The sequence below is a fragment of the Dehalogenimonas alkenigignens genome, from assembly GCF_001466665.1.
Lineage (GTDB): Bacteria > Chloroflexota > Dehalococcoidia > Dehalococcoidales > Dehalococcoidaceae > Dehalogenimonas > Dehalogenimonas alkenigignens.
In genome coordinates this window covers 1359331-1385780 of the sequence record NZ_KQ758903.1, presented here as the reverse complement: position 1 = coordinate 1385780, position 26450 = coordinate 1359331, and the positions used below count along the sequence as shown (strand labels likewise).

At 55.3% G+C, this 26450-nt stretch carries 25 protein-coding genes; 15 read left to right on the top strand and 10 right to left on the bottom strand.

Annotation, left to right across the window (positions count from 1 at the left end):
- Positions 1-14: 14 nt before the first annotated feature.
- The 6 genes from atpA to DEALK_RS07195 are packed head-to-tail and all read right to left on the bottom strand — an operon-like array spanning position 15 to position 4171.
- Positions 15-1526, bottom strand: a complete 1512-nt coding sequence (gene atpA, locus DEALK_RS07220) for a F0F1 ATP synthase subunit alpha (RefSeq protein ID WP_058439577.1) — start codon at positions 1524-1526, stop codon at positions 15-17.
- Positions 1527-1561: 35 nt separating this feature from the next.
- A complete protein-coding gene (locus tag DEALK_RS07215; RefSeq protein WP_058439576.1) occupies positions 1562-2107 on the bottom strand; it encodes a F0F1 ATP synthase subunit delta in 546 nt (181 codons plus the stop codon).
- Positions 2108-2116: 9 nt separating this feature from the next.
- Entirely contained in the window at positions 2117-2617 is a 501-nt protein-coding gene (atpF, locus tag DEALK_RS07210) for a F0F1 ATP synthase subunit B (RefSeq protein ID WP_058439575.1), read from the bottom strand.
- A gap of 23 nt (positions 2618-2640) precedes the next feature.
- Positions 2641-2871 carry an ATP synthase F0 subunit C gene (gene atpE, locus DEALK_RS07205; RefSeq protein ID WP_058439574.1) on the bottom strand — a complete coding sequence of 77 codons (231 nt, stop codon included), beginning with the start codon at positions 2869-2871 and terminating at the stop codon, positions 2641-2643.
- A 50-nt stretch (positions 2872-2921) separates the two neighbouring features.
- Positions 2922-3944, bottom strand: coding sequence for a F0F1 ATP synthase subunit A (locus tag DEALK_RS07200; RefSeq protein ID WP_058439573.1), 1023 nt, complete (start codon positions 3942-3944; stop codon positions 2922-2924).
- A 17-nt stretch (positions 3945-3961) separates the two neighbouring features.
- Positions 3962-4171, bottom strand: a complete 210-nt coding sequence (locus DEALK_RS07195; RefSeq protein ID WP_058439572.1) for an AtpZ/AtpI family protein — start codon at positions 4169-4171, stop codon at positions 3962-3964.
- Between the two features lie 308 nt (positions 4172-4479).
- Here DEALK_RS07195 and DEALK_RS07190 point away from each other — a divergent pair, with 308 nt between their 5' ends.
- The 15 genes from DEALK_RS07190 to trxA all read left to right on the top strand — a co-directional run bounded on the left by DEALK_RS07190 (position 4480) and on the right by trxA (position 23132).
- Positions 4480-6240 carry a formate--tetrahydrofolate ligase gene (locus DEALK_RS07190; protein ID WP_083496403.1) on the top strand — a complete coding sequence of 587 codons (1761 nt, stop codon included), beginning with the start codon at positions 4480-4482 and terminating at the stop codon, positions 6238-6240.
- Between the two features lie 19 nt (positions 6241-6259).
- On the top strand, positions 6260-8188 hold the full coding sequence (locus DEALK_RS07185) for an ASKHA domain-containing protein (protein ID WP_058439571.1): 1929 nt from the start codon (positions 6260-6262) through the stop codon (positions 8186-8188).
- On the top strand, positions 8185-8964 hold the full coding sequence (locus DEALK_RS07180) for an ATP-binding protein (RefSeq protein ID WP_058439570.1): 780 nt from the start codon (positions 8185-8187) through the stop codon (positions 8962-8964). The genes DEALK_RS07185 and DEALK_RS07180 overlap by 4 nt, the downstream gene beginning before the upstream one ends.
- Entirely contained in the window at positions 8961-9848 is an 888-nt protein-coding gene (gene folD / locus DEALK_RS07175; protein ID WP_058439569.1) for a bifunctional methylenetetrahydrofolate dehydrogenase/methenyltetrahydrofolate cyclohydrolase FolD, read from the top strand. The genes DEALK_RS07180 and folD overlap by 4 nt, the downstream gene beginning before the upstream one ends.
- 186 nt (positions 9849-10034) lie before the next feature.
- Positions 10035-10979 carry an acetyl-CoA decarbonylase/synthase complex subunit delta gene (locus tag DEALK_RS07170; RefSeq protein ID WP_058439568.1) on the top strand — a complete coding sequence of 315 codons (945 nt, stop codon included), beginning with the start codon at positions 10035-10037 and terminating at the stop codon, positions 10977-10979.
- Between the two features lie 24 nt (positions 10980-11003).
- Positions 11004-13187, top strand: a complete 2184-nt coding sequence (gene acsB, locus DEALK_RS07165) for an acetyl-CoA decarbonylase/synthase complex subunit alpha/beta (protein ID WP_058439567.1) — start codon at positions 11004-11006, stop codon at positions 13185-13187.
- 16 nt (positions 13188-13203) lie between these two features.
- Complete coding sequence (gene acsC / locus DEALK_RS07160) at positions 13204-14553, top strand: acetyl-CoA decarbonylase/synthase complex subunit gamma (protein ID WP_058439566.1); 1350 nt, start codon at positions 13204-13206, stop codon at positions 14551-14553.
- Positions 14554-14563: 10 nt separating this feature from the next.
- Positions 14564-15445: a dihydropteroate synthase gene (locus tag DEALK_RS07155; RefSeq protein ID WP_058439565.1), complete on the top strand. Its 882-nt coding sequence runs from the start codon at positions 14564-14566 to the stop codon at positions 15443-15445.
- 70 nt (positions 15446-15515) lie between these two features.
- On the top strand, positions 15516-16094 hold the full coding sequence (locus tag DEALK_RS07150; protein ID WP_058439564.1) for a DUF3786 domain-containing protein: 579 nt from the start codon (positions 15516-15518) through the stop codon (positions 16092-16094).
- 29 nt (positions 16095-16123) lie between these two features.
- Positions 16124-16810: a response regulator transcription factor gene (locus DEALK_RS07145; RefSeq protein WP_425479149.1), complete on the top strand. Its 687-nt coding sequence runs from the start codon at positions 16124-16126 to the stop codon at positions 16808-16810.
- Positions 16811-16827: 17 nt separating this feature from the next.
- On the top strand, positions 16828-17556 hold the full coding sequence (locus tag DEALK_RS10275) for a sensor histidine kinase (protein ID WP_244881595.1): 729 nt from the start codon (positions 16828-16830) through the stop codon (positions 17554-17556).
- Positions 17557-17559: 3 nt separating this feature from the next.
- Positions 17560-17976 (top strand): sensor histidine kinase, encoded by a 417-nt coding sequence (locus DEALK_RS10270; protein WP_338032946.1) that lies wholly within the window; start codon positions 17560-17562, stop codon positions 17974-17976.
- Positions 17977-18168: 192 nt separating this feature from the next.
- Positions 18169-19311: a (Fe-S)-binding protein gene (locus DEALK_RS07135; protein ID WP_058439563.1), complete on the top strand. Its 1143-nt coding sequence runs from the start codon at positions 18169-18171 to the stop codon at positions 19309-19311.
- A gap of 17 nt (positions 19312-19328) precedes the next feature.
- Positions 19329-22688: an FAD-dependent oxidoreductase gene (locus DEALK_RS07130; RefSeq protein ID WP_058439562.1), complete on the top strand. Its 3360-nt coding sequence runs from the start codon at positions 19329-19331 to the stop codon at positions 22686-22688.
- Between the two features lie 126 nt (positions 22689-22814).
- Complete coding sequence (gene trxA / locus DEALK_RS07125; RefSeq protein WP_058439561.1) at positions 22815-23132, top strand: thioredoxin; 318 nt, start codon at positions 22815-22817, stop codon at positions 23130-23132.
- Positions 23133-23245: 113 nt separating this feature from the next.
- On the opposite strand, the gene cobU is transcribed toward trxA, so the two are convergent.
- The 4 genes from cobU to cobT all read right to left on the bottom strand — a co-directional run bounded on the left by cobU (position 23246) and on the right by cobT (position 26448).
- A complete protein-coding gene (gene cobU / locus DEALK_RS07120; protein WP_058439560.1) occupies positions 23246-23830 on the bottom strand; it encodes a bifunctional adenosylcobinamide kinase/adenosylcobinamide-phosphate guanylyltransferase in 585 nt (194 codons plus the stop codon).
- Between the two features lie 15 nt (positions 23831-23845).
- Positions 23846-24448, bottom strand: coding sequence for a histidine phosphatase family protein (locus tag DEALK_RS07115; RefSeq protein WP_058439559.1), 603 nt, complete (start codon positions 24446-24448; stop codon positions 23846-23848).
- A 106-nt stretch (positions 24449-24554) separates the two neighbouring features.
- Positions 24555-25319, bottom strand: coding sequence for an adenosylcobinamide-GDP ribazoletransferase (cobS, locus tag DEALK_RS07110; RefSeq protein WP_058439558.1), 765 nt, complete (start codon positions 25317-25319; stop codon positions 24555-24557).
- Positions 25320-25386: 67 nt separating this feature from the next.
- A complete protein-coding gene (gene cobT, locus DEALK_RS07105; protein WP_058439557.1) occupies positions 25387-26448 on the bottom strand; it encodes a nicotinate-nucleotide--dimethylbenzimidazole phosphoribosyltransferase in 1062 nt (353 codons plus the stop codon).
- Positions 26449-26450: the final 2 nt, after the last annotated feature.

Sequence of the window (26450 nt, the reverse complement as noted above, 5' to 3'; positions counted from 1 at the left end):
CGTCAGATCCTTCCTTAAGCCACAAAACTCTTCTTGAACTCCGTCAGGGCGGCTTTCAAGGCGGTCTCAGTCTCCGGGGTGAAGTTTTTGGTCTCGGCGATGGTTTTGCCGATGTTCGGGTAGTTGGCAGCCAGGAACTGGTAGAGGTCGGTTTCAAATTTGGAGCAGGCAGCTACCGGGACATCATCCAGAAAACCGTTCAGCAAGGCAAAAAAGATGATGACCTGGTTTTCCATAGCCACCGGCTTGTATTGGAGCTGCTTCAGAACCTCGGTGATGCGTTGACCGCGGTCTATCTGGGCGCGGGTGGCTTTGTCCAGTTCAGACGTACCGAATTGAGCAAAGGCAGCCAGCGCCTGGTACTGGGACATTTCCAACTTGAGTCGGCCAGCAACCTTCTTCATCGCTTTGGTCTGGGCTGCCGAGCCGACGCGGGAGACGGAAATACCTACGTTCAAGGCCGGGCGGATGCCAGCGTTGAACAGGTCCGGCTCCAGATAGATCTGGCCGTCGGTAATGGAGATGACGTTGGTGGGGATATAGGCCGAAACGTCCTGAGCCTGGGTCTCGATAATCGGCAGAGCCGTCAATGAACCGCCGCCATTTTCTTTGTTGAGCTTGGCGGCGCGCTCCAATAGCCTGGAGTGCAGGTAAAATACGTCGCCGGGGTAAGCCTCACGGCCTGGCGGGCGGCGCAGCAGCAGTGAAAGCTGGCGGTAAGCCCAGGCGTGCTTGGTTAGGTCGTCGTAAACGATGAGCGCCTCTTTACCGTTGTCCATGAACTCCTCGCCCATAGCGCAGCCGGAGAATGGAGCCAGGTACTGGAAAGCGGCTGGATCGGAAGCCGAAGCGGCTACCACGATTGTATGGGCCATGGCGCCGTACTTCTCCAGAGTGCCCACTATCTGGGCGATCTTGGAGGTCTTCTGGCCGATGGCTACGTAGATGCAGATGAGGTCGCCGCCCTTCTGGTTGATGATGGTGTCGAGAGCCACGGCGGTCTTGCCGGTGGAGCGGTCGCCGATGATGAGTTCGCGCTGGCCGCGGCCGACCGGAATCATGGAGTCGATAGCTTTAATGCCGGTCTGTACCGGGGTGTCGACGCCTTTACGGGTGACCACGTTGGGCGCCACACGCTCCACGGCGCGTTGGCGGGAGGTTTTGATCGGACCCTTGCCGTCAACAGGCTGACCCAGCGGGTTGACCACCCGGCCGATCATCTCGGGACCGACCGGCACTTCGACGATGCGATTGGTGCGCCTGACTTCGTCGCCCTCTTTGATCAGAGTGTCTTCGCCCAGCAGGATAGCGGCTACAGAATCCTCTTCGAGGTTCATGGCAATGCCCATGACTCCGTTTGGAAACTCCAGCAGTTCGTTATATTCGGCGGTGGCCAGGCCGTGGATGCGGGCGATGCCGTCGCCGACCTCGATGACGGTACCGACATCGGTGACCGCTACCTCGGCACCGAAGCTTTCGATTTGTTCCTTAATGACTGCGACGATGTCCAGTCCCTGTTGAGCCATGACTTATATCTCCTTCCGGGAGCCTGGCCGCGGTATTATAACCTGGCCTGGTTAATTTCTCGTTTGAGGTTTTGCAGGCGGCGCGATACGCTGCCATCTATGACTTTATCGCCTACCCGGGCGACGATGCCGCCCAGAAGCGATGGGTCAAGTCTGGCGCTTAGTTCGATGTGCTTGCCAAACATCTTTCCCAACTTCTCGCGGATATCAGCCGTTTCGGCGTCGGACAGCGGCACTGCCGCTGTCACCGTGGCGTGAGCCACGCCGCGTAGGTCGTCCAACCGGCGGTTGTAGTCGGCGAAGACGTACGGCATCATTCCCAAGCCGTTGCGCTCGGCTAGCAGGTAGAGTAAGTTGACCGCCATGGGGTTGACGCCCTTGAGCTTGGCTTCCAGCACCTGGCGTTTCTTAGAGATGGAGATCCTGGGGTTTTCGAGGAACGCAAGAACGTCGCGGTCCTGTACCATGCGCACCAGCGTTTCCAGGTTGTCACGCCATGTGTTGAAGTTCTGGTGCTCAGCGGCTATCTCAAAGACTGCCTGGCCGTACCGCAGGGCCAGCGCGTAGGCGCTCTTTGCCAACTCGTTCCCCTAGTTCTTTCTCAGCCCGGCGCTTTCTTCTAGCACCTGGTTGATCATTTCACGGTGAGCCGTTTTGTCCAGGGATTTACCGATAACCTTGCCCGCCGCCAGGATGGTCAGGTCGGCGAACTCCTTGCGCAGCTCGTCGATGACCTCGTCGCGCTCGCGCCGGATGTCGGCCTTGGCCCGCTGCAGCAGCGCCTCGGCTTCGGCCTGGGCTTCCACCTTGGCTTTCTCGCGGATCTCGTCGCCGGTCTTGGCGGCGCGCTCGATGACCAGCTGCCCCTGCTTGGATGCCTCGGCGATCTGCCGTTTGAACTCTTCTTGGGCCTTCTCCGCCTGCGCCTTCATGACCTCGGCCTGTTCAAGGCTTTCTTTTATACGGCGGCTTCGCTCATCCATCATCTTGAGGATGGGCTTGTATGCCAGTACCGAAAGCAGCAGGAACAGAATACCGAAATTAACTAGCTGCGCGATGAAAGAAGGCAGATTAATGCCTAGTTCTCCCATGGGTCCAATCCTCCTTGGTAGCGCTAGGCGACGAAGATCAGGATAATGGCTACGACCAGGGCGTAGATGGCGACGGCTTCGGTCAGAGCCAGGGCGAAAAGGAAGTTGGTGAAGATGGTGCCCTTAGCCTCGGGATTGCGGCTGACCGCGTTGACCGCGCCCATGCCCAGGATGCCCAGGCCGACGCCGGGACCGATTGCGCCCAGACCCATTGCCAGACCAGCTGCCAGGAGTTTTACCGCCTCAGGTTCCATTGATATTCCCCTTTCTTGGTTTTCCGTTTATCGTGTTTACTTGAACGCAGTTAGTGATGGGCACCTTCGGCCAGCGCCTCATGGTGGGTCGTCGAGGCATGAGATTCATCCTCAGCCGCATGCGGTGTCACTGCCATGAAGGCGAAGACCAGGGTCAGGCCGGCGAAGATAAGCGCCTGGATGTAGCCTACAAAGATTTCCAGGATGTAAAACGGAATGGCCACTATGAACGGTGCCAGGAAGAGCATCGAGATGAGCAGGATTTCGCCGCCGGTCATGTTGCCGAAAAGACGGAAGGTAAAGGAGAGCAGGCGAATGAACTCGGACATCAGCTCGATGAGGCCTATGAAGATGTCGATTGCTCCCATGAAGATATTGGTGATTCCAGCCTTAGCTCTGCCGGTAAAAAGTTCCTTCCAGCCGCGGAAAAACTTCTTGAAGTTAAAAAATTTGCCTAGGTAGTGGAAGACGCCCAGGGCTTTGAGACCCCAATACTCCACCATGACGAAGGAAACTACCGCAAGCACCAACGGGAAGTTGATGTCGGTGTTGGCGCCGCGGAGCAGGTGGACCATCCCGTGTTCGGAGTCGATGAGGATCGAGCCGTAACCTGGAATGAGGTTCATCCAGGCGTTGGTGATGACAAAGAGAAATATAGTAGCCATCAGTGGGAAGAATTTCCGGCCGTGTTTTTCGCCGGCGATGTCGGTGCAGAAGCCAAAGAGGTAGTTGATTATAGACTCGGCCATTGCCTGCAGCCGGTTGGGAATGAGCTTCATCTTACGGGTGGCCAGGAAGAAGAAGATGCCAAGCACGGCTATGCTGATCCAGGCGGTAAGCATGGTGTTGGTAATCGGGATGCTGCCGACATGAGCGATTGCTTCGGCGGGTAGTTCCGGGTGCGGTTGGTCGACGATGATCCAGTCCGGCAGCCCGACGTCGCCGATAATAGCCCGGCCGATTGCGCCGGCTAGCATGCTAACGATAGACAGTGCCAGCACCACGAGGATAAAAGCGATGAAGACCGGTTTGGATAACCCGATTATCTTCTTTTTTGGCGCTGCGTCAAGCACTATCGGTTTTCCTTATTCTATTTGGTTTTATCGGACGGCCTCGGCATCATCCGGTAGGCGCCGTAAAACGCTATGAAGAGGCCTAGAAAAAGACCCAATATCAGGAGCAGAGGTTCGGTCTCGAACTTGGTATCAAGCCACCGCCCCAGGAGGATTCCTCCAAGGATAGTCAGGCTGATATACCAGCCGATGCCGATGAACTGCAGGCCGGTTTGCCATCGGTTCATCCCTGCCTCAAAAAACCCGCCAAAGCATAGCAGAAGTCTTTTTAGGGGTCAAGTCCTAATACTCCCGAATTATGTCCACTATTGTCGCTTTGTTCGCTGATATATATTATTTTATGTCAATATAAAACGACAACACCCGATTGACAGAATATAAGTACTAGTGTGCTATAATACCCATATTCCTTGACTCACCAAGGGGACCAAATTATACTGGATTGCCCTTCGATATCGATTCTTCCAGTCATACGGGTAGTTTTATTCCTTTATTCTTATATTCTCAGAAGACGAGGCGACAGGAAGAGGTAATTATGCTTGACCCGACCAAGCTTGCCGACTGGCAGATCGCTGAAGAAGCCGAGAGATCGATGAAATCGGTATCCCGGTTGGCCGCCGATTGGGGTATTTTGGATGCGGAACTTTTGCCCTACGGCCATCATTTGGGCAAGATAGACTACGCTTCGGTGCTGGATCGGCTCAAAGAACGGCCTAACGGCAAGTACATCGATGTCACCGCCATCACGCCGACGCCTCTTGGCGAGGGCAAAAGCACGACGACGATGGGCTTGGTTCAAGGCTTGGCTAAGAGGAAGGGCGGAGTCTCCGGCGCTATCCGCCAGCCTTCAGGCGGTCCTACATTTAACATCAAGGGTTCAGCCGCTGGCGGCGGCCTGTCACAGTGCATCCCGCTGACGCCTTTTTCTCTGGGACTAACCGGCGACATTGACGCGGTGACCAACGCGCATAATCTCGCTATGGTGGCCGTCACCGCTCGGTTGCAGCACGAAGCTATCAACACCGATGAGTTTTTAGCTAAACGGGGACTTCATCGGTTAAATATTGATCCTACCAACGTCTCAATGCGCTGGGTTATCGACTTCTGCGCCCAATCTCTGCGGGACACCATCATCGGCCTGGGCGGCAAGACCGACGGATTCATGATGCGCTCGGGTTTCGCCATCTCGGTATCTTCTGAAGTTATGGCTATCTTGGCCGTTTTTACCAGTTTACGCGACCTGCGAGAGCGCATCGGACGTATTGTTGTGGCATATGATCGCCAGGGGAAGCCGGTAACAACAAGGGACCTCGAGGTCGATGGTGCAATGACCGCTTGGCTGATGAGGGCAAGTAACCCAAATCTGCTGCAGACTATGGAAGGCCAGCCGGTGATGGTCCACGCCGGGCCATTTGCTAACATCGCCGTCGGGCAGTCCTCCATCGTCGCCGACCAGGTAGCTCTGAAGCTGTCTAATTACCACGTGACCGAAAGTGGCTTTGGCGCCGACATCGGCTTCGAAAAATTCTGGAATATCAAGTGCCGGGTGAGTGGCTTGAAACCCAACTGCGCCGTCATCGTCGCAACGGTGCGGGCGCTCAAGATGCACGGCGGCGGTCCAAGGGTAGTACCGGGAAAACCGCTGGACGTGGCTTACACCGAGCCCAATCCAGCGCTGGTTGAAAAAGGTATTGTTAATTTATTGGCTCACATTGAGACCGTCAAGAAATCCGGCATAAATCCGGTGGTCTGCATCAATCACTTCCATACCGACTCCCCCGAGGAAATCGCTATCGTGCGGCGCGCTGCCGAGGCCGCGGGGGCTAGAGTGGCGGTGTCCCAGCACTGGCTTAAAGGTGGAGAAGGCGCATTGGAACTTGCCGACGCTGTCATCGACGCCTGCGACGAGCCTTCCGATTTCAAATTGCTCTACGAAGACTCCCTACCCGTTAGAGCGCGTATCGAAAAGGTCGCTCACGAAGTTTACGGCGCCGATGGCGTCAGTTATACTCCCGAAGCCAAAGCCAAGGCAGAAGCCATCGAGACAGACCCGTCGATGCAGCAATTCGCCACCTGCATGGTCAAGACTCACCTCAGCCTGTCCCACGACCCCAGTCTCAAGGGGCGGCCTTCAGGCTGGGCGCTGCCCATCCGCGACATCTTGGTCTATAGCGGCGCCGGGTTTATCGTGCCCGTGGCCGGCGACATCAAACTGATGCCGGGGACATCGTCCGACCCGGCCTTCCGCCGTATTGATGTCGATGTAGATACTGGTCGGGTTAAAGGGTTATTTTAATTGTTTTTATGATTAGATCATGATGCCCACTGAAGCACCATATCGAGTTCGATTCGAGCCAGACGGCATCATCACCGCTGCCGCCCGTGGCGACAACCTGCTGGACGTCGCCCGGCGAGCTGGTGTAGGTATCGCTGCTTCTTGCGGCGGCGACGGTGTCTGCGGCACCTGCAGGGTGGTTATTGAACAAGGCGAGATCGAAAGTCCGCCTGCCACCCAACTGTGCAGTGAAGAAATCGCCACGGGCGTCCGGCTCGCCTGTCGCTGCCGGGTAATGAGCGATCTAGTCGTTTCAGTCGTTTTAGAGGCACGCGTTCCGGCTTCAACAGGTCACCTGCGGTCGCTGGTGACCCGCGAGGAAATAATGGCGGCTGCCGGCTGGCGTTTTGCCCCTCCGGTATTTAAACTCTACCTGGAGTTGCCGCCGCCTACCCTTCAGGACAACTCCAGCGACCTGACCCGACTCGAGCGCGCTTTGGAGAAACACGGCATCGAAAATCCGCATTGTGATGTTGGTCTGTTGAAAAAACTGGCGGCATCACTCCGCGACTGCGGCTGGAAGATCACTCTCAGCTTTTTGAAGGAACCAGACGGACTGCGCCTGACCAATGTCGAGCCAGGCGACACCCGAGACTCCCTGTTCGGATTGGCGTTCGATATAGGCACTACCGGCATTCGCGGCGAACTCCTTGACCTGACCGAAGGCAGAGTGCTGACGCAAGGTGTAGAATACAACTCCCAGCGCTCCTATGGAGATGACGTCGTCAGCCGCATTGCTTACTCCAGCAAGCCCGACGGTCTGGACACCCTTCAGCAGGCTGTGGTTTCGACACTCAACAAACTCACCGGTGAGATGTCCCGGCATGCCGGTATTACAAAATCAGACATCGCCCACATAATGGTCGCCGGTAATACCACGATGGTCCAGCTTCTGCTCGGTCTCGACCCGAAACATCTTCGTTTGTCACCCTACGTGCCCACCGCAGCGGCGCTGCCTGTAGTGCGCGCCGGAGATATCGGTCTCGATGTCGGTAAGGCTACTCCCCTCTCCGTTATCCCCTCGGTCGCTAGTTACGTCGGCGGCGATATTGTCTCGGGACTCGTCGGCACCGGCATCTTTCAGCGCTCGGAAACGGTGCTTTATATCGACATCGGAACCAATGGCGAGACGGTGGTCGGCAATAAGGAATGGATGGTGTCCGCCGCCTGCTCCGCCGGTCCGGCTTTCGAAGGTGGCGGCATCCGTCACGGGATGCTGGCAACAGGCGGCGCCATAGAGAGTTACCGGCTCGATCCTTCCACCGGACAGTCTGAGGTTATCACAATCGGCGGCGAAAAACCGCGTGGGATCTGCGGGGCCGGACTCATCAGCGTCGTCGCCGGACTGCTCCTTAGTGGCGTCATCAATCAAAAAGGCAAGTTCAATATCGGCACGTCCTACAGGATTCGTACCGGCAGCGATGGCTTGGAGTATCTGCTGACCCCCGCTCAGGAAACCGGTATCAGTCGGGACATTGTCCTGACCGAAATCGATATCGACAATCTAATTCGGGCAAAAGCGGCAATGTATGCCGGATATCAGACGCTCCTACAGAGTGTTGACCTTTCTTTCGATAAGTTGGATAAGGTCATCGTCGCCGGCACCTTCGGCAGCCACTTGGATGTCGAAGACGCGGTAACCGTCGGCCTCTTACCGGATATTGACCGGGAGAAATTCGTCTTTGTCGGTAACAGCTCGCTCTTGGGCACAAGGCTGTCATCCTTTTCGACAGAACTTATCGAGGCTGGCAAGCGTGTCGCCCGGCTGGTGACCAATATCGAACTTTCCGAGAATGCCGATTTCATGGAGAATTACACCGCCTCGATGTTCCTGCCCCACACCGACGCCCGACTCTTTCCCAACGTTGCTCAACGGTTGGAAACGTCTGCCGATGAGGCGACCCGATGACGGTCTCGATTGCCATGGCGGGCAAAGGCGGCACGGGAAAAACCTCGGTTGCCTGCCTTATTATTCGCTACCTGGTGCGGCACGGCGGTGCTCCGGTGCTGGCGGTAGACGCCGACCCTGCAGCCAACCTGGGCTTGGGACTCGGTTTAGAAGTCGGAAAAACGGTCGGCCAGGTACTTGCCGGTTTTAACGAGAACAAGCTGTTGATACCACCCGGGCTATCTAAAGAGGCTTCTCTCAGCATCAGACTCAACGAAACCATCGTTGAGAGCAGGTGTGTCGATCTAATCACAATGGGCCGCGGCGAGGGTGCAGGCTGCTATTGCTTCCCAAATAACGTTCTTAAGAACTTTATTGACCAACTCTTGCCCAACTACAGTCACCTTGTCATGGACAATGAAGCCGGGTTAGAGCATCTAAGCCGTGGAACGACAGAATGTGTGGACGAATTGATTCTAATGTCTAACCATTCTATCAAAGGAATACGCACTGTCGGTACCATCATCAGCTTGGTCGATGAACTCAAGCTTAACGTAAAACGGAAATGGGTGATATTGAATCAGTGCCCTGCCGTGGTCGATCCTTTGGTGGCCGCAGAAATCGACAGGCTTGGGATCGGGGTTGACGCCGCTATTCCCGAGGACCGCATGGTGGTGGAGTTCGATTGGCATCGTCGTTCCCTACTGGAAATGCCGGACGATTCCCCTGCTGTCGCTGCGGTCAATGGGCTCATGAGAAAGATCGGTTCAAATCGTTTTACCGGAGAAAAGGCATGACAGCTAGAATCATCAGCGGCGCCGCTATCGCCGGTCGAATACGCGAAGAACTGAAAACAGAGATCGCCGAGTTGAAAGAGCGACATGGGATCGTGCCGGGACTGGCTACTATCATTGTAGGCGAAGACCCGGCGTCTCAATCTTACGTCAATTCGAAGGTTAAGGCATGCCAGGCGCTCGGAATATTTTCACTAAACCATCCATTGCCGGGATCGACCTTGGAGTCTGATTTGCTGGCGTTGGTTGATACTTTGAATTGCGACCACCGCATCAGCGGTATTCTGGTCCAGGTGCCCTTACCGGAACATATCGATGAGAGCAAGGTGCTGGTAGCCATAAGTCCAGAAAAGGACGTCGATGGTTTTCATCCTGTCAGCGTCGGCCGCATGGTTATCGGGCAGCCTACTTTCCTGTCCTGCACTCCGGCCGGCATCCAACAATTACTTTTACGCAGCGGTATTAAAACATCCGGCTCCGAGGTGGTTATCGTCGGCCGCTCAAACATTGTCGGCAAGCCGGTGGCAAATATACTAATGCAAAAGGCACAAGGAGCTAATGCCACTGTAACTATCTGCCACTCCGCCACCCGCGATATCGCCGCCCACACCCGTCGCGCTGACATTCTCATCGCCGCCATCGGCCAACCGCGTTTCATTACCGCCGATATGGTTAAACCGGGTGCCACGGTTATCGATGTCGGCACCAACGAAATTGGCAAAACGGCTGAGGGGAAGCGTATCTTGTGCGGCGATGTCGATTTTGATAATGTTAAGGCTGTAGCAGGCGCCATTACCCCGGTTCCGGGCGGTGTCGGACCGATGACTATCGTTATGCTGATGGCCAATACGGTAAAGGCGGCCAAGCTAGCCCACGGAATTTCGTAGCAGCGCGGCTTAATGTTGATGGCAGATCAAGCGGGCTCGGCTTCGAACTGTATTTGACAGTTGGTATTTACCGCCTGCGAGTACGTACTCTGTTTAAGCTGGTACCGGAATCTAATACTTCAGTTGTCTATCCGAGGCAACCCTTAAGACTCCGCAAATACTGTACTGGAATACAAGCGAGGTAACATGGCCGTCGAAATCCCAAAGCTCAATTACACTGGCAGCATTCGCTCTGTATCGTTGGGAGGGAGCGACAATACCGTTACCGTCGGGGGTGAAACCTGCTTCCCCTTTTACACCTTCGAAGGAGCCATGCCTAACCACCCCAGAATCGCTATGGAAGTTTACGATGAACGCCCTGTTGATTGGCCTGAAGCGGCGGTCTTCCCATTTGCTGATGTACTGGACGATCCAGTGGCATGGGCAGGGAAATGCGTTGAAGTCTACGGCGCAGAAATGATCTGCCTTCAACTCGAGAGCACCGATCCCAACGGCAGTAACCGCAGCAGTGAGGAAGCTGCTCGGGTGGTCCAAAAAGTCGCCGCTGCCGTCGATGTGCCGTTGATCGTCTGGGGCACCGCCAACCATGATAAAGACACCGAAGTGCTGAGGGTAGTAGCCGAAACGACCCAGAACCGCCGCTTAGTCCTTGGGCCAGTCGAAGAAGGTGACTACAAGAAGATAAGCGCCGCGGCGATGGCTTACGGGCACACCGTTATCGCTTCGAGCCCGATAGATATCAACCTGGCCAAGCAACTCAATATTCTGATGGGCAACCTGGGGGTCAATCCCGGTAACATGATCATGGACCCCACGGTCAGTGCAATCGGCTATGGAATCGAATATGCCTATTCTGTGATGGAGCGTATCCGCATGGCAGCGCTTACTCAGCAGGACGACAAGCTGCAGTTCCCCCTAATCTGCAACATCGCTCGCGAGACATGGAAATCTAAAGAAGCTAAAGTCTCAGAAACGGAGGATCCGCGCTTGGGTGACCCGAGCAGGCGCGGCATCACCCTGGAAGCAATGAGTGCTACCATCCTGCTGCTAGCCGGGGCCGATATTTTGATCATGCGCCATCCGGAAGCCATCAAGCTGATCAAGGAATTGATAAGTGACCTCAGTATCTAACTGGAATTGGAATAGAACAGCCACATGTCGAAGATAATATATCTTGCCGTCATCCGCGGGGCTTACAAGCTTGTTGAAGACGCCGAAAACGCCTGGCAACATGCGAAAAAGCGTTGGGGGGCTGTTAGACAAGTCGGTTTCCCCAACACCGCCTATTTTCTACCGGTTATCTACGCTGCCACGGGACTAAAAGTCGAGACCCTCGCTGACATGGAGACAGTCCTTATTCGCAGTCGAGCCTTATTGCCGCCTAAGGCAGGGGGAAATAACCCGTTGGCGTATCTTGGCCCGACTCTTGACGCCGGACTGGCGGCATTGTTCGCCGAAGAATTGATTGAAGCTATCCGGTATTTGGAGACACCTCATATTTATACACAAAGCGAAGATCCGACACACGACACGCTCTGGCTTGGCGCTGCTGATGATGTTATCCTCCGAAAACGCGGCGTAGAGTTCGTGGATGGAAGTGTTCCGGGTTTCGCCGCTATTCTCGGCTCGGCGCCTGATGAAAAAATCGCTGCTTCCATCGCCGCAGATTTGCAACAACGCAATTTCTACTCTTTCATGAGTGCCTCAAATGATGGCCGATGTTTGTCTGAGCAACTGGTCAGCGCTGGTACGCAGATCGGCTGGTCGACCCGGCTGGTACCATTTGGTCCGGAGGTATCCGCGACAATATTTGCCATTGGCTTCGCCGTCCGTGTTGCTCTCTCGTTTGGTGGTGTTGCTCCCGGTGATTACCGCAAATTGTTTGAGTATTGCAGGAACCGGGTTGCGGCATTTGTCATTGCCCTCGGTGACGTTAGCGACGAATGGTACGCCACTGCCGCTGGCGCACTTAACTTTGGTTTTCCAATTATCGCCGACACACCGATACCTGAGATTCTGCCCAGCATAATTTCTGGAGTTCGGCATGACACTATCGTGGCTCGTGCTGCCGACGTTCGCGGCGTTAAAGTTGTCGTCACGCAGGTTCCTGTGCCGGTGGCCTATGGGCCGGCTTTCGAGGGCGAACGAGTCAGGGGAGAAGGCGTATATCTGGAGTGCGGTGGGGGCCGGACATCAATGGTGGAATGGGTCACTTCTAAACCGATAGATGAAGTCATTGACGGTTTTGTGGAAGTTATTGGCCCAGAAATAACTGATGTCCCGGCCGGCAGCAGGCTGCCCTTAGCTATCGTAATTGAGGTGGCCGGACGGCAGATGCAAGAAGACTACGAACCTATTCTCGAACGCCAGATACACCATCTTATAAACTACGCCCAGGGGGTGATGCACCTTGGCCAGCGTGACATCGCCTGGCTACGCGTCAGTAAAGCAGCCGTAGAGAAAGGCTTCCGATTGGCCCACATAGGCAAGTTGCTCCACGCGAAACTGCACCAGGACTTTGGCCGCATATTCGATAAAGTCCAGGTCAAGATATACACCAATAAAGACGATGTGTCGGCTGTAGCCGCCAAGGCTAGGGAGATCTATGCTGCGCGCGATGCTCGCATCGAGGGCATGACCGATGAAACAACCGATACTTTCTACTCTTGTCTGTTATGCCAGTCCTTCGCCCCGTCACACGTCTGCGTTATCAGCCCGGAGCGCACCGGATTGTGTGGCTCCTATAATTGGATGGACTGCAAAGCCTCGTTCGACATAGCTCCAACCGGCCCAAATCAACCTGTGCCAAAAGGCCAGACTATCGACGCCCGGCTCGGCCAATGGAAGGGTGTCAACGAATATGTGTTCAAGGCATCGCGCGGTAAGATTGACCATTATAATTTCTACTCAATCATCTCTGACCCTATGACCGCATGCGGCTGTATGGAATGTATTTCTTCTATTCTGCCGATGTGCAATGGGGTGATGACCGTCAACCGGGAGTTCAACGACATGACGCCCTGCGGCATGAAATTTACAACCTTGGCCGGTACTATCGGCGGCGGCGTCACCACTCCTGGCTTCGTCGGGCATTCCAAATACAATATTACCCAGCGTAAATATTTAGCCGCTGAAGGCGGCATCAAACGGCTTGTATGGATGCCCCGGTCGTTGAAAGAGGAAATCGCCGAACTCTTCAACGAAAGGGCGGAAGAGATTGGCATTCCGGACCTCCTCGATCGCATCGCTGACGAAACAGTCGGCACTACCGAAGAAGAAATCCTGCCGTTCTTGACCGCAAAGAACCACCCGGCCCTGTCACTTGAACCCTTGATATAACCAAAGGAGACACCTGATGGCCTTGTCCGGTATCGAGATATTTAAGTATCTACCCAAAACCAATTGCGGTAAGTGCGGCGTGCCTACCTGTCTGGCTTTCGCCATGAGTCTGGCGGCTGGCAAGGCTGAACTTGCCGCCTGCCCCTTCGTCAGCGCCGAATCCAAGGGTAAGCTGGAAGAGGCTTCGGCGCCGCCCATCCGGCCAATCTCTATCGCCACCGGCGGCAAACCACTGAAGATCGGGGGCGAGACGGTACTTTACCGCCATGAGAAGCGATTCGAAAACCCTCCGGGACTGGCCGTGGTTATAAGCGATACCATGTCCGATATCGAGATCGGGCGTCGGCTGAAAAGTTTGGAGGAGTATGTCTTCAATCGGGTTGGCGCTACTCTACGACCAGAACTGGTGGTCTTAAAATACCAATCAGGCAACCCGGAGACCTATGCCGCACTTGCCCGGCGCGCTCGGACCGAGTCCGATGCCGGCATCATATTACAGTGTGAGGATGTAGACGGCTGCCTTGCCGCGGCCGAAGCCTGTGCTGAACGCAAGCCGGTTTTGTGTGCCGTTACAGCCGCCAACTTCGATTTAGTCGCTCCGATCGCCATTGACATGGCATTGCCGGTTGTGGCGCGGAGCAACGACTTTGACGGCCTAGCGGAATTGACCGACCGGCTGGTCAAATTGGGCGTCAGGGATATCATTCTGGATTCAGGCGCAAGAAACCTTAAACAAGCCCTGGCCGATCAGGTGGCTATCCGACGTCTGGCGTTGATGAAGAAATTTCGTTTGCTGGGCTATCCTGCCATCGCTTTCCCGTGTGAGATGACCGATGACCCGCTCAAAGAGGCGCTGATAGCTTCGGTCATGGTCGCCAAATACGCTGGTATCATCGTTCTGTCTGATTTCAAGGGCGAAACTTTGTTCCCCCTTATGGTCGCTCGGATGAACCTTTACGCTGATCCCCAGCGGCCGCAAACCACCGCTGAAGGGATCTACGAAATCAACGGGCCGGACGAGAATTCACCGGTAGCCGTCACCTGCAATTTCTCGCTGACCTATTTCATTGTCTCGGGTGAGATTGAAAACACTCGAGTCCCAGCCCATTTGTTGATTAAAGACACCGAGGGGTTATCGGTTATGACCGCTTGGGCGGCGGGCAAATTCGGCGCCGACAACATCGCCGGTTTCATCAAAAAATCAGGGATTGCCGCCAAAGTCAAACACCGAAAGATCATCATCCCTGGGTACATCGCAATGGAGAGCGGTGGTTTGGAAGAGGAACTTCCCGGCTGGGAGATCATGGTCGGTCCCAGGGAAGCCGCCCATCTGCTGTCTTATCTCAAGACCAATTGGAAGAGCTAAGGGATCGGCGATGGTAATTCTCATCGGCGAGAATATCAATGTCATGTCGCAGACCATCGGGCCGGCGTTAAAAGAGCGTCGAAAAGAGCCCATAGAGTCATTAGTCGCTTTCGAGACCAGAGCCGGGATGGATATGCTCGACTTGAATATCGGTCCGGCCAAAAAGACCGGAGTCGAGCTGATGTCATGGCTGGTAAACATCGTTCAGGAGGTTTCCTGCCTGCCGTTGTCGTTAGACACCACTAATTCAATTGCTATCGAAGAAGGACTCAGATTGTGTCGCCAGCGCGCCTTGGTCAACTCAGTGTCGCTTCAGCCTGAGCGCCTAAAAACGCTTTTGCCATTAGTCAAACAATACAGCGCCGAAATGATCGGCCTGCTCTGGGGTATTGAGGGTATGCCGCGGGATGTCGATGAGCGCTGCTTGCTGGCCGTCGATCTCGTTTACAAAGCTAACGAACATGGCATACCCAACGAAGATATTTGGATCGACCCTATTGTCACACCTATCTCCGGGGATATCGCGCAAATTAACACCTGTACAGAATTTCTGGCCGTATTGCCAGAGATCTGCCCCGGTTGCAAATCAGTCGTCGGCCTGTCTAATATCTCAAACGGCACGCCGACACCTCTGCGGTCGATCCTTAACCGCACCTACTTGGTAATGCTGATGCGCCGTGGCCTCTATGCTGCCATCGTCGATTCCTTCGATAAGGAACTTCTCGACATCGCTCGAGGCCGACGGCCGGATATTGTCGATCTCGTTCATAGAACATTAGATGGTGAAGTTTTCAACTTGTCTTATTTAGCTAAATGGCAGCAGGATTATGTCAAGACAGTGAAAGTCCTTACCGGGCGCACGCTTTACTCTCACTCTTGGCTCGAGGTATAGTCGCCGGATGGATGTTCCCTCGCTACCTTCTCCCGGCGGTTACGAACGAGCATATGATCAGTCCTACCGTTTGGCTTTCGACAGACTATCACAGCTGGACTTAGATGGCGTCTGCCGCAGCGCCGGAGCAATCAGAAACGGTGATCTGACTTTGCAACTTACTTTCATCGGTACTGATGTAGCCATTGATCTCCAACACCGAACAGTTGAATCAGGTGAGCGGACTTTGTCCATGACCGATAAACTAGTCATTTTGCACTACCTGGTGACTGCTGACGGTACCACAGCTACCGGCAACCTGTTATCATTCAAAGAACTGCCGGGCGGCCTTGCTTACTCCCCTAACTTTGACAAACGGGCCGTCGCCCCGGTTCTCGCCCGATACGGAGATAAGCCAGAGAACCTTTTTGTTTCGGCCGAGGCTTTAGGAGGCGAACCGGCCGTCTTCGGGGACGCTGCGGTGTCTATCCAAGCTTTACCTCGGGTGGTTATGTTTTGGGTACTATGGATTGGCGACGGTGACTTCGAGACCGAAGGCTCAGTATTGTTCGATAGTTCAATTTCTCACTACTTGCCCACCGAAGACATCGCCGTCTTATGCCAATCTATAGCTGCCTTCTTGTCAGCCTGCCAGCATGTTAAACGATAGACATCGATCTGATCCCGGAATATAATAATATGGCAGATATTATGGAAAGTATTGAAAAGATCAAGGTCCTCCTAGCCGATGATCACGTCATTGTCCGGGAGGGTACCAAGGAGATGGTGGAGCGCCAGCCGGACATGAAGGTGGTGGCCGAAGCTTCCGACGGAGTTGAGGCTGTGGAGTTAGCCCGCATCTACCGGCCTGACGTCATAGTCATGGATATAGCTATGCCCAATATGAATGGCATCGAGGCCACCAAGCAAATAAAGAAATTTCTGCCGACCACCGCAGTACTGATCCTGACCGCCTATGACAGCGACCAATACATTATGGCCTTGCTTGAAGCTGGCGCAGCGGGTTATCTTCTTAAAAATGTCCGCGGTAATCAGCTTATTGACGCTATTAGAGCCGTCTTCTCAGGCGAATCGATTTTACAGCCGTCAACTACCCGCCGTGTCATTGACCATCTAAAAACCAAAGCTGTCAAATTAGATGAGGAATCGCCAGCCAGTACTCTGACCGAGCGTGAGATGGAAGTGTTGAAATTGGCCGCAAAGGGTGTCAGTAATCGTGATATCGCTGAGCAGCTTTTCGTAAGCAACCGGACAGTGCAGACCCACCTATCCAATATCTTCAAGAAGTTAGCCGTAGCATCCCGAACCGAAGCAATCCTTTACGGTCTTAAACGGGGTTGGTTCTATATGGAGGAGTTGCCGTAAGCGCCACTTTCACCCGGGTGACGGAGACCGTTGATAAATCCGGTAAACGGCGCCGCCGCTTGCCCAGGATATTCCTGAATTTCCATTTCTGGCTGCTAGTCTTGCTATTCACCGGCGGCTTTTTATTGCAGTACCCGCAATTAATTCCCTTTATTGATATTCTTGATCCTGATTCTTTTCTGTCGTTAACCCGACACTCGTTCGGCCGGCTGATCATGCTGCTGCCGGTAACTTATGCTGCCCTAGTATTCGGTATGCGCGTCGGGTTGCTGGCACTGCTAATCGCTGTGGCGATTATCGTGCCAAATATTTTCATCGGTGAAGTAACTTCATATCCCGATGAGATCATAGAGGTTGTCGGCATAGTTATTATCGGTTTGGTAGTCAATTTGTGGCTGGAGAGCTACGAAACGGATAAGAAACACCGCCAGGTTGCCTATCTGCGACTGGAGAATGCCCAGCGCGAACTGCAACGGATGCAGCAAAACTTACGGTTTTATCTTAAGCAGATCACTATCGCTCAAGAAGAAGAACGCCGCCGAATTGCTCAAGAACTTCACGATGAAACAGCCCAGGACTTGATCGCTATTTCCCGCAAGATCGACGGATTCATGTCTCTCCACCCCGCGTTAGCGTCAGGCGATGAAGCTTACCTCGAGGATATGCACCAACATGTCAACCGCACCTTATCCGGCGTCCGCCGTTTCAGTCAGGACCTTAGACCATCCGTTCTCGATGATTTGTGACTCATTCCCGCAATAGACTGGCTCGTCCCGGAACTGGCTAAACACTACAAACTCAAGATAGAGCTTCATGTAAATGGTGAGCCGCGTAGGTTCGCACCGGAGGTAGAACTCGTTCTTTTCCGCATTGTTCAGGAATCACTGCGTAATATCGGAAAGCACGCCATGGCAAGTCGGGCCGTGGTTACTGTTGATTTTACTCCGGAAATTACTGTTGTCATCATCAAAGATAACGGCCGCGGTTTCCATCCCCCGGATCGCATCGGTGATTTGGCGGTCAGCGGGAAGCTAGGCCTTACCGGTATGCAGGAGCGAGCCCAGCTTATAGGCGCTAGGCTTTCTATAAAGTCTAACCCTGGCGAGGGAACAACAGTGACTGTTGAGGTGCCTACCACCACCGAGCAACCCGAACATTCCTATTAACCGGCGTGATCGTTGATGCTTGGTTTTAACTTGACGCGGTTGGTGGGATGACGTGGCTGTTGATCAGGCTGTGTAGAATTTGTTCGCTCTCGAGTTAGCTTATTCTCTCCATGACTTGTTTTATTCCTGCCACATCGTGTGATATAATCCGGAAACATTGAATGAACGTTCAATTATCTAGGGAGGTGTCTATTGACTGCCAAGGCGCCGTTCCAAGAGGTGGTAGAACTGATCAAGGAAAGCGGTGGAGCCGCCCTCGCCGAATGCTTTCAGTGCGGCACTTGCTCCGCCACCTGCCCGTGGCGGGACCACTTTTCATTCTTGCCCAGGAAAATGTTCCAGGAAGCCCGGATGGGCCTGACCGATTTCGAATCCGACGCCACGTGGCGCTGTGTCACCTGCAACAAGTGCGTCCAGCGCTGCCCCCGGGGCGTACCCATCATCGAGCTGATGCGCGCCCTGCGGCGTTCGGTTATCGGCATGGGCATCGCTGAGGCCCCCACCGCGCTGTCCGGCGCCCTGCGCAACCTGTCCGCCGCCGGCAACCCCATGGGTGAAGCCGGCGAGAACCGCAACGCCTGGGCGGAAGGCCTCGGCGTCAAGGCTTTTAACGCGTCGACCGAATACCTCTTGTTCCCCTGCTGCTATACCGCATTCGACCCGGCGATGAAAAACGTCGGCCGTTCCACTGCCGGGGTTCTTTCCGCCGCGGGCGTCGATTTCGGCATTCTGGAAGGTATTTCCTGCTGTGGCGAATCGGTGCGCAAGGCCGGCGACGAAGAACTTTTCAAACAGCTTGCCGGGGTCAATATCCAACTTTTCAAGGAGTGCGGCGTCCGCAAGATTGTCGTCAACTCACCCCACTGTTATCACACGCTGGTGAACGAGTACCCCGAACTCGACGGACGTTTCGAAATTGTTCATACCAGCCAGCTCATGGCCCAACTCGTCGACCAGGGACGATTGCCCCTCCCCTCAGCCATCACAGGGAAAACCACCTACCATGATCCCTGCTACCTCGGCCGCCACAGCGGTATGTATGATGAGCCGCGGCGGTTGATCGCCGCCTCCGGCGCCGAACTCGTCGAGATGGAACCCGCCAGAGCCGACAGCCTGTGCTGCGGCGGCGGCGGCGGGCGCATCTGGATGGAAACGCCTCGGAGCGAACGCTTCTGCGAGGAGCGCCTGAGGCAGGCCGCGGCTACAGGCGCCGACACCCTGGTCACCGCCTGTCCCTATTGCCTATCCAATTTCCGGGACACCGCCCTCAATCAGTCCTTATCCGAAAAATTCTCGGTAATCGATATAAGCGAGCTGATAGCCCGCGCTCTTTAAAACTTTAGGAGGCTCTCATGGCCGAAGAAATCAGGACCGGCGTCTATGTCTGCCACTGCGGCATCAACATCGCCAGCGTCGTCGATGTCGCCGCCGTCGCCGAGTACGCCGGGACTCTGCCCGCCGTGGTCATCGCCCGCGCCAACAAGTACACCTGCTCCGATCCCGGCCAGGACATCATTAAGAAAGACATCGCCGAGTTTGGTCTTAACCGTATCGTCGTCGCTGCCTGCTCCCCGACCATGCACGAAAAGACCTACCGCCGCGTGCTACAAAACGCCGGTCTGAACCCTTACCTCTTGGAGATCGCCAACATCCGGGAGCACTGCGCCTGGGTCAACCGCGAGAACCCGGCCGCCGCCACTCAAAAGGCTAAAGACGCCGTACGCGCTGCCCTACGCCGCGTCGGCCTTCAGGAACCGATCGAGCCCCGCAGCATCGAGGTCAATCCGTCGACCCTGGTCGTCGGCGGTGGCATCGCGGGCATCACCGCCGCCCTGGAGATCGCCGAGTCCGGCCGTAAGGTCTACCTGGTCGAAAAAAGCCCCACCATCGGCGGCCACATGGCGCAACTGGACAAGACCTTCCCCACCCTGGACTGCGCCGCCTGCATCTCCACGCCCCGGATGAGTCAGGCCGGCCAGCACCCCAACATAGAGCTATTATCTTACAGCGAGGTTTCAACGGTATCCGGGCACGCCGGTAACTTCAAGGTGACGGTCAACTGCAAGGCACGATACATCCGAGAGAAAGACTGCAAAGGTTGCGGCGACTGCGCCGCCGTCTGCCCGGTGTCGATCTCATCGGAGTTCGACCTGGGACTGGTTGATCGCAAAGCTGCATACCGCCCATTCCCCCAGTCCGTGCCCAACACCTACACTATCGACCGACGCGGTACGCCGCCATGCCGCGCCGCCTGTCCCGCCGGGGTCAACGCTCAAGGATATATCGCCCTCATCGCCCAGGGCAAATTCACCGAGGCCCTCGAGGTGGTACGACGGACAATGCCCTTCGCCGCCGTTTGCGGCCGGGTCTGCACCCACCCCTGTGAGGCCGAATGCGGCCGCAGCGATGTCGATGAAGCTGTCTCTATCCGTGCCCTGAAGCGCTTTATTGCTGAATATGAAATCGAGAACGGCCGCACACCGGGGACGCCGTCGATCAGCCGCGCCGAGAAAGTGGCGGTAGTCGGTTCCGGTCCGTCTGGCCTGGCCTGCGCTTATGACCTGCTGAAACTCGGCTACCCGGTGACCGTGTTCGAGGCCGATGAAAAGGCCGGCGGCATGCTGCGCTACGGCATACCCGTCTACCGGCTGCCGGAAGCAGCCCTGGACAACGATATCGCCTATCTCGAGGAACTCGGTGCTGATATCAAGACCGGCATCCGTGCCGATTCTATTGAGCAACTCAAAGACGCCGGTTACCGCTCGGTCTTCGTCGCCTGCGGCGCCTGGCAAAGCCTGAAGCTCGGCATCACCGGCGAAACAGCCGAAGGCGTGTACGACGCGCTTGGCTTTCTCAAGCAGGTGAGGCAAGGGGATTCGCCGCCGGTGGGCGAAAAAGTGGCCGTCATCGGCGGCGGCAACGCCGCCATCGACGCCGCCCGGACCGCTGTCCGCCTCGGCGCTCAAGATGTGACTATTGTCTACCGCCGCTCCCGGGCGGAAATGCCAGCTATCGCTGAAGAAGTCGCTGCCGCCGAGTCCGAGGGCGTCAGGCTCACCCTACTCGCCGCGCCGGTGGCCGTCATCGAAAAAAATGGCAAGTCTGCCGGGCTGCGCTGCATCCGTATGGAACTGGGCGAACCGGACGCCTCCGGACGCCGTCGGCCCGTGCCTATCGCTGGCAGCGAGTTCGACATCCAGACCGATAACGTCATCGTCGCCGTCGGCCAGTCCGTTGCTGCAAGTAGCTTCACCGAACTGCCGCGGCGGACCAACAGCACCATCACTGCCGACCCTGTTACCCTGGCGACCGGCATCGAGGGCGTTTTCTCCGGCGGCGACGCCATTACCGGCCCGGCCACCGTCATCGAAGCCATCGCCGCGGGCAAAGAAGCCGCCGTTTCCATCGACCGCTACCTGAACGGAAAGGATCTTGCAATCGACCGCAAGCCGCGGCTCAATGTGGTCCAGCCGTCGCTGAAGGGCGTCGCCAGGGCGCAAAGGGTAGAGCCACCTCACGCTGCCATCGACACCGGTTCGTTCTCCGAGACTGAACTCACGTTCAGCCAGGCTCAGGCCATGGCAGAGGCGGCTCGCTGTCTCAACTGCGCCGGCTGCTCGGACTGCCGGCAGTGCGTCGAAGCCTGTGATGCGAAATGCATCGACTTTAATCAAAAAGCTGAAAGCGTTGAGATCGAAGTCGGTAACATCATTGTAGCCACCGGTTATGATACTTTCGACCCGTCAACGATATCGCACTATGGCTACGGTAGATTTGAAAATGTCATCACCAGCCTTGAACTCGAACGGCTGGCCAGCGCCTCCGGCCCCACCAGCGGCGAGATCAGGCTCACGGACGGCCGCAAGCCGGAATCTGTGGCCATCGTCCACTGCGTCGGCAGCCGAGATAAAAACTACCACGAGTACTGCTCCCAGATCTGTTGCATGTATTCCCTGAAACAAGCCCATCTGATCCAGGAACGCACCGGCGCCAGCGTCTACCAGATGTATATCGACCTGCGTTGCGCCGGTAAGGGCTATGAGGAGTTCTACAAGCGCGTCGGCGATGAAGGGGTCAATTTCGTCCGCGGCAAGGTAGCCGAGATCACCGACAAGACCACGGGTGAGGAAACTCCCGGCAAGCTCATCGTCATCGTCGAGGATACCCTCCAGGGCGCCGTGCTGCGGGTGCCGGTGGACATGGTAGTGCTGGCAGTGGCTGCCGAGCCCCAAAAGGACACCGAGGCCGTCGGACGGCTCTTCGGCCTGTCACGCAGCGCCGATGGCTTCTTCTTGGAGCGTCATCCCAAGCTGGATCCGGTGGCAACCATGAACGATGGTGTTTTCATTGCCGGATGCGCCCAGGGACCCAAGGACATCCCCCAGACCGTTGCCCAGGCACAGGCCGCGGCGGCGCGCGTCCTGGCCACCATCGCTAAGGGCCGCATCGACCTGGAGCCACGAGTTTCCGAGGTCATCGAGACGAACTGTGACGGCTGCGCCTACTGCGTCGAACCTTGTCCCTTCAGCGCCCTGACTCTGGTCGAGTTCATGAAGGACGGCGAACTGAAAAAGCTGGTCGAATCGAACCCGGTTAAATGCCGCGGCTGCGGCGTCTGCATGGCTACCTGCCCCAAAGCCGGCATTGTCGTCAAGGGCTTCACCCCAGATCAGTTGCGGGCCATGGTCGACGCTTTGATTGGTTGTGTTTGAGTTGATGAAAACCGTCTTCATTCGACAAGCTCACCACGAACGCGTGATGTAGACCGGCTGGTTTTCTATTGACCTATCCCTGGCAACAGGTTACACTTGGAGTATAGTTTTCAGAAGGAGTTAAACATGCCACTGGAAGTTTCTGACGATACATTTGATGCCGAAGTGATGAAATCCAAGCTGCCGGTGCTGGTGGACTTTTGGGCTCCCTGGTGCGGTCCTTGCCGCATGGTAGCTCCCGTTATCGACAAGCTGGAAGAGAAGCATAAGGAAAAGTTCAAGTTTTGTAAGATCAACGTGGATCAGAACCAGAAGACCGCCGGCCAGTACCGGGTTATGTCCATCCCCACCCTGATGTTCTTCAAAGAAGGCAAAGTCGCCGAGACAGTCGTCGGCGCCGTGCCGGAGAGTTCGCTCCAGACCAAGATCGATAAATTGATCTAACCAAGATATTGAAAAATAAGAGGCGGCTCATTCGAGCCGCCTCTTATCGTTTTATGTCATCTTAATGTATCGAGGGATCTAATGCAACGCCGAGACTCTTTGTGATTTAGTTATCATCGATTGTCGAAATAGGACTGACCTTGGGGTTTCACTCGCAGCGGTATCCCCGCCACCATCAAATATACCTCATCGACAGCTCGCGCCAGCATCTGGTTTGCTCTTCCAAGTACATCGCGGTAGATGCGGGTGCTTGCTCCAAGCGGTATAATGCCCTCGCCGACTTCATTGGTGACCAGGATATAGGTCGCCGAACTTTGGTGAATGCAATCGATTATGGCCGAAATCTCTGTTTTCACATCATTTTCTACCGCCTTTTCATCCACGTCTTCGCCGTGAACCGCCATATGTTGGCAGAGAATGTTGTTCACCAGTAGGGTGATGCAATCTAAAACCACCACACTCAGATTGTGGCCGTCCTGGGAGATACAGCTACCCACCCGGCATGGTGCCTCTAAGGTGTACCAATGCGCCGGCCGCGACTTTTGGTGGACTTCGATGCGACGTCGCATCTCCTCGTCTCTGGCTTCGGCAGTAGCTACGAATAGTACTTCACCACCTACCTGCCGCGCCATTTCCTCAGCAAAGCTGCTTTTGCCGCTGCGCGCCCCGCCTATAAGCAAAACAGATCTTTTCTTCATCACTCACCTTTTCCATTAAACCAGATGGGAGGTGTCACTTAGTTTGCCAAGTACAGCCCCTGTCGGATAGATATCTATGATACTGACCGATGCCATGTCGAACCTGAACTTCCAGTAGTGTTCCAAAGGCAGTCCTAACAAGCTGCTTACCAGTACCTTGTAAGGTCCGCCATGACCGACTAACATGATCGTCTCGTCGCTACTATGGCGACGAAGTGTCGGAATGAAACTCACCACCCTGGTAGCAAAGTCGGTGAACGTTTCACCTGCTGGAAAACATAACTGGGTGCTGCCACACCGCCACAACTCAGTTACATCGGGGTAAAGCTCGCAAGCCTCCTCGAAAGTAATGCCCTCGATCTGACCGAAATCAACCTCGTTGAGTTCTGGCGCCGATACAACATTCAGGTGGAGCTCCGCTGCGATGATGTTGGCGGTGACTGCCCCTCGCTTCAACGTCGAAGCATATATTGCATCGATTGGTTGGCCTTTGAACCTTTCAGCCAGCTTGTCCGCTTGTTGGTAGCCTTCTTCGGATAGATCGATGTCCGTGGAGCCGTGGCATTTTTCCGGATTATCTGTAGCCGTCTTTCCGTGGCGTATCAGTATTAGTTTCACTCAAAGTCCTTCTTTAGGCCTTCGTATCATTCCAACCCGAATTTGAACCCTTCTGACAAAGCTGGGAACGATTACTTTAAGGGGGGCGATATAAGTTATTTATCTGTTAAAGCCAATTGTTAAAAGAGAATAGCACGACTAAAAGAAGCACAGCAAACTCGATGATTTCATTGATGGCGCCGTAGTTGTCTCCGGTAAGTCCCTGAAACTTGCTTTGGAAAAATCCGGCTAGCACCACTGTCAGGAGCCAGATACAAGCCATCGAGATCACACCCAGCCAACCGCCGGCAATAGCGACGAATATTATTGCTGTCACACTTGCAGTAGGCAGTACCCAAGCGCTGGAGCCGCTTTTCAGTTCTTTGCCCATGCCAGCGCCTCTGCCGTAGGGATAGTGAAAGACGGCGTAAACCATGGACCAACGGGAAAGCACAGGCATCAAGACAAGGGCGGCATAAATATGGCTCTCGGGGATTGAAGCTAGCGCCGCGAATTTGAGCAGTAACGCCACCACTCCCGCGACGACCCCCATAGCGCCGACGTCTGGTGTTTTCATGATCTCTTTACGCCGCTCTGGCGACCGGTGGCCGCCCGCTAACCCATCAAAGGTGTCGATCAAACCGTCGAGATGAAGGGCACCTGTTAAAAACGCCAGTGAACTAACGATCAAAGCGTAGGTTAATATCGAAGGCAGGAACGTGGAAAACAGCCAATATAGTCCACACAAGATACCGCCGATGATCAAGCCGACCAGCGGGTAGTACACCAGCGAACGGGCAAACTGCTGCTGGGTGAGCGGCCGGTCCCATTGTTCCCGTTTGAAAGGAATGGGAATGGCGGTCAGGAAACGCAATGCAGCCAGGAATGACATGGTGATTACCTCACCCCTTTGAATAAAACAAAGGTTTCGATTTTCTGCTTATTCCCCTTTTTATTTGTTATTCTGCTTTTTCTGAAACGCCGGCTTCTCCGAAAGTCGCCATCTCAGCCAGGATCCGGGCCGATGTCTCGGCGATGAATATACCGAAAGCCGCTCCGGTGCCTTCGCCCAGACGTAAGTCGAGCGTGACGATTGGTTTCAAGCCAAGCTTATCGGCCATGATACGATGGCCGGGCTCGACTGACAAGTGACCCAGGAACATGTATTCCCTGGCCTGCGGCGCCAAAGCCTCGGCGATCAGGGCACCGGCACCCGAGATGAAGCCGTCGACCACAACCGGCACGCCGCGAGCAGCAGCCCCAAGGATAACTCCGGCGATGCCGCCGATCTCAAACCCGCCTATTTTCGACAAGACATCAATACCGTTCTTGGCATCCGGCTTGTTGACGGCAATGGCTTTTTCGATGACCTTGATCTTATGCTGAAGTTGCTCGTCCGACAGGCCGGTGCCGCGGCCTGTGACCTTGTCTACCGACTGTCCGCTCATGACGGCACAGATGGCAGCGGAAGGCGTGGTATTGCCGATCCCCATGTCGCCGGTACCGACAATGTCGAGTCCTTTATCGATCTCGGCGTTGACCACTTCAATGCCGGCTTCTATTGACTGAATGGCCTGAGCTTCGGTCATCGCCGGCCCTCGGGCGATGTTCCCGGTACCCCTTGCGACACGCTTGTCGACCACCCGGATATCAGCCGGCAGATCACCTGCAACACCCATGTTTACGACGACGACACGGGCGCCAATCTGTCGGGCGATGACATTGATAGCTGCCCCGCCGCGAACGAAGTTCAAAACCATCTGGGGGGTGACTTCCTGAGGGTAGTTGCCAACTTTTTCAGCTACTACACCGTGATCCCCGGCCATGGTTATCACCGCTTTTGTTTTGATGACAGGTATGGCTTTGCCCTGGATCCCAGCCAGCCTGATGGATATCTCTTCCAGTCGCCCGAGTGCGCCTTGCGGCTTGGTCAGGATGTCCTGCCGCGTTGCTGCTTTCTCCATGGCTGTCTTGTCCAGGGGTTTGATAGCAGCGATGGTTTTGGCTAAAAGTTGTGACATAT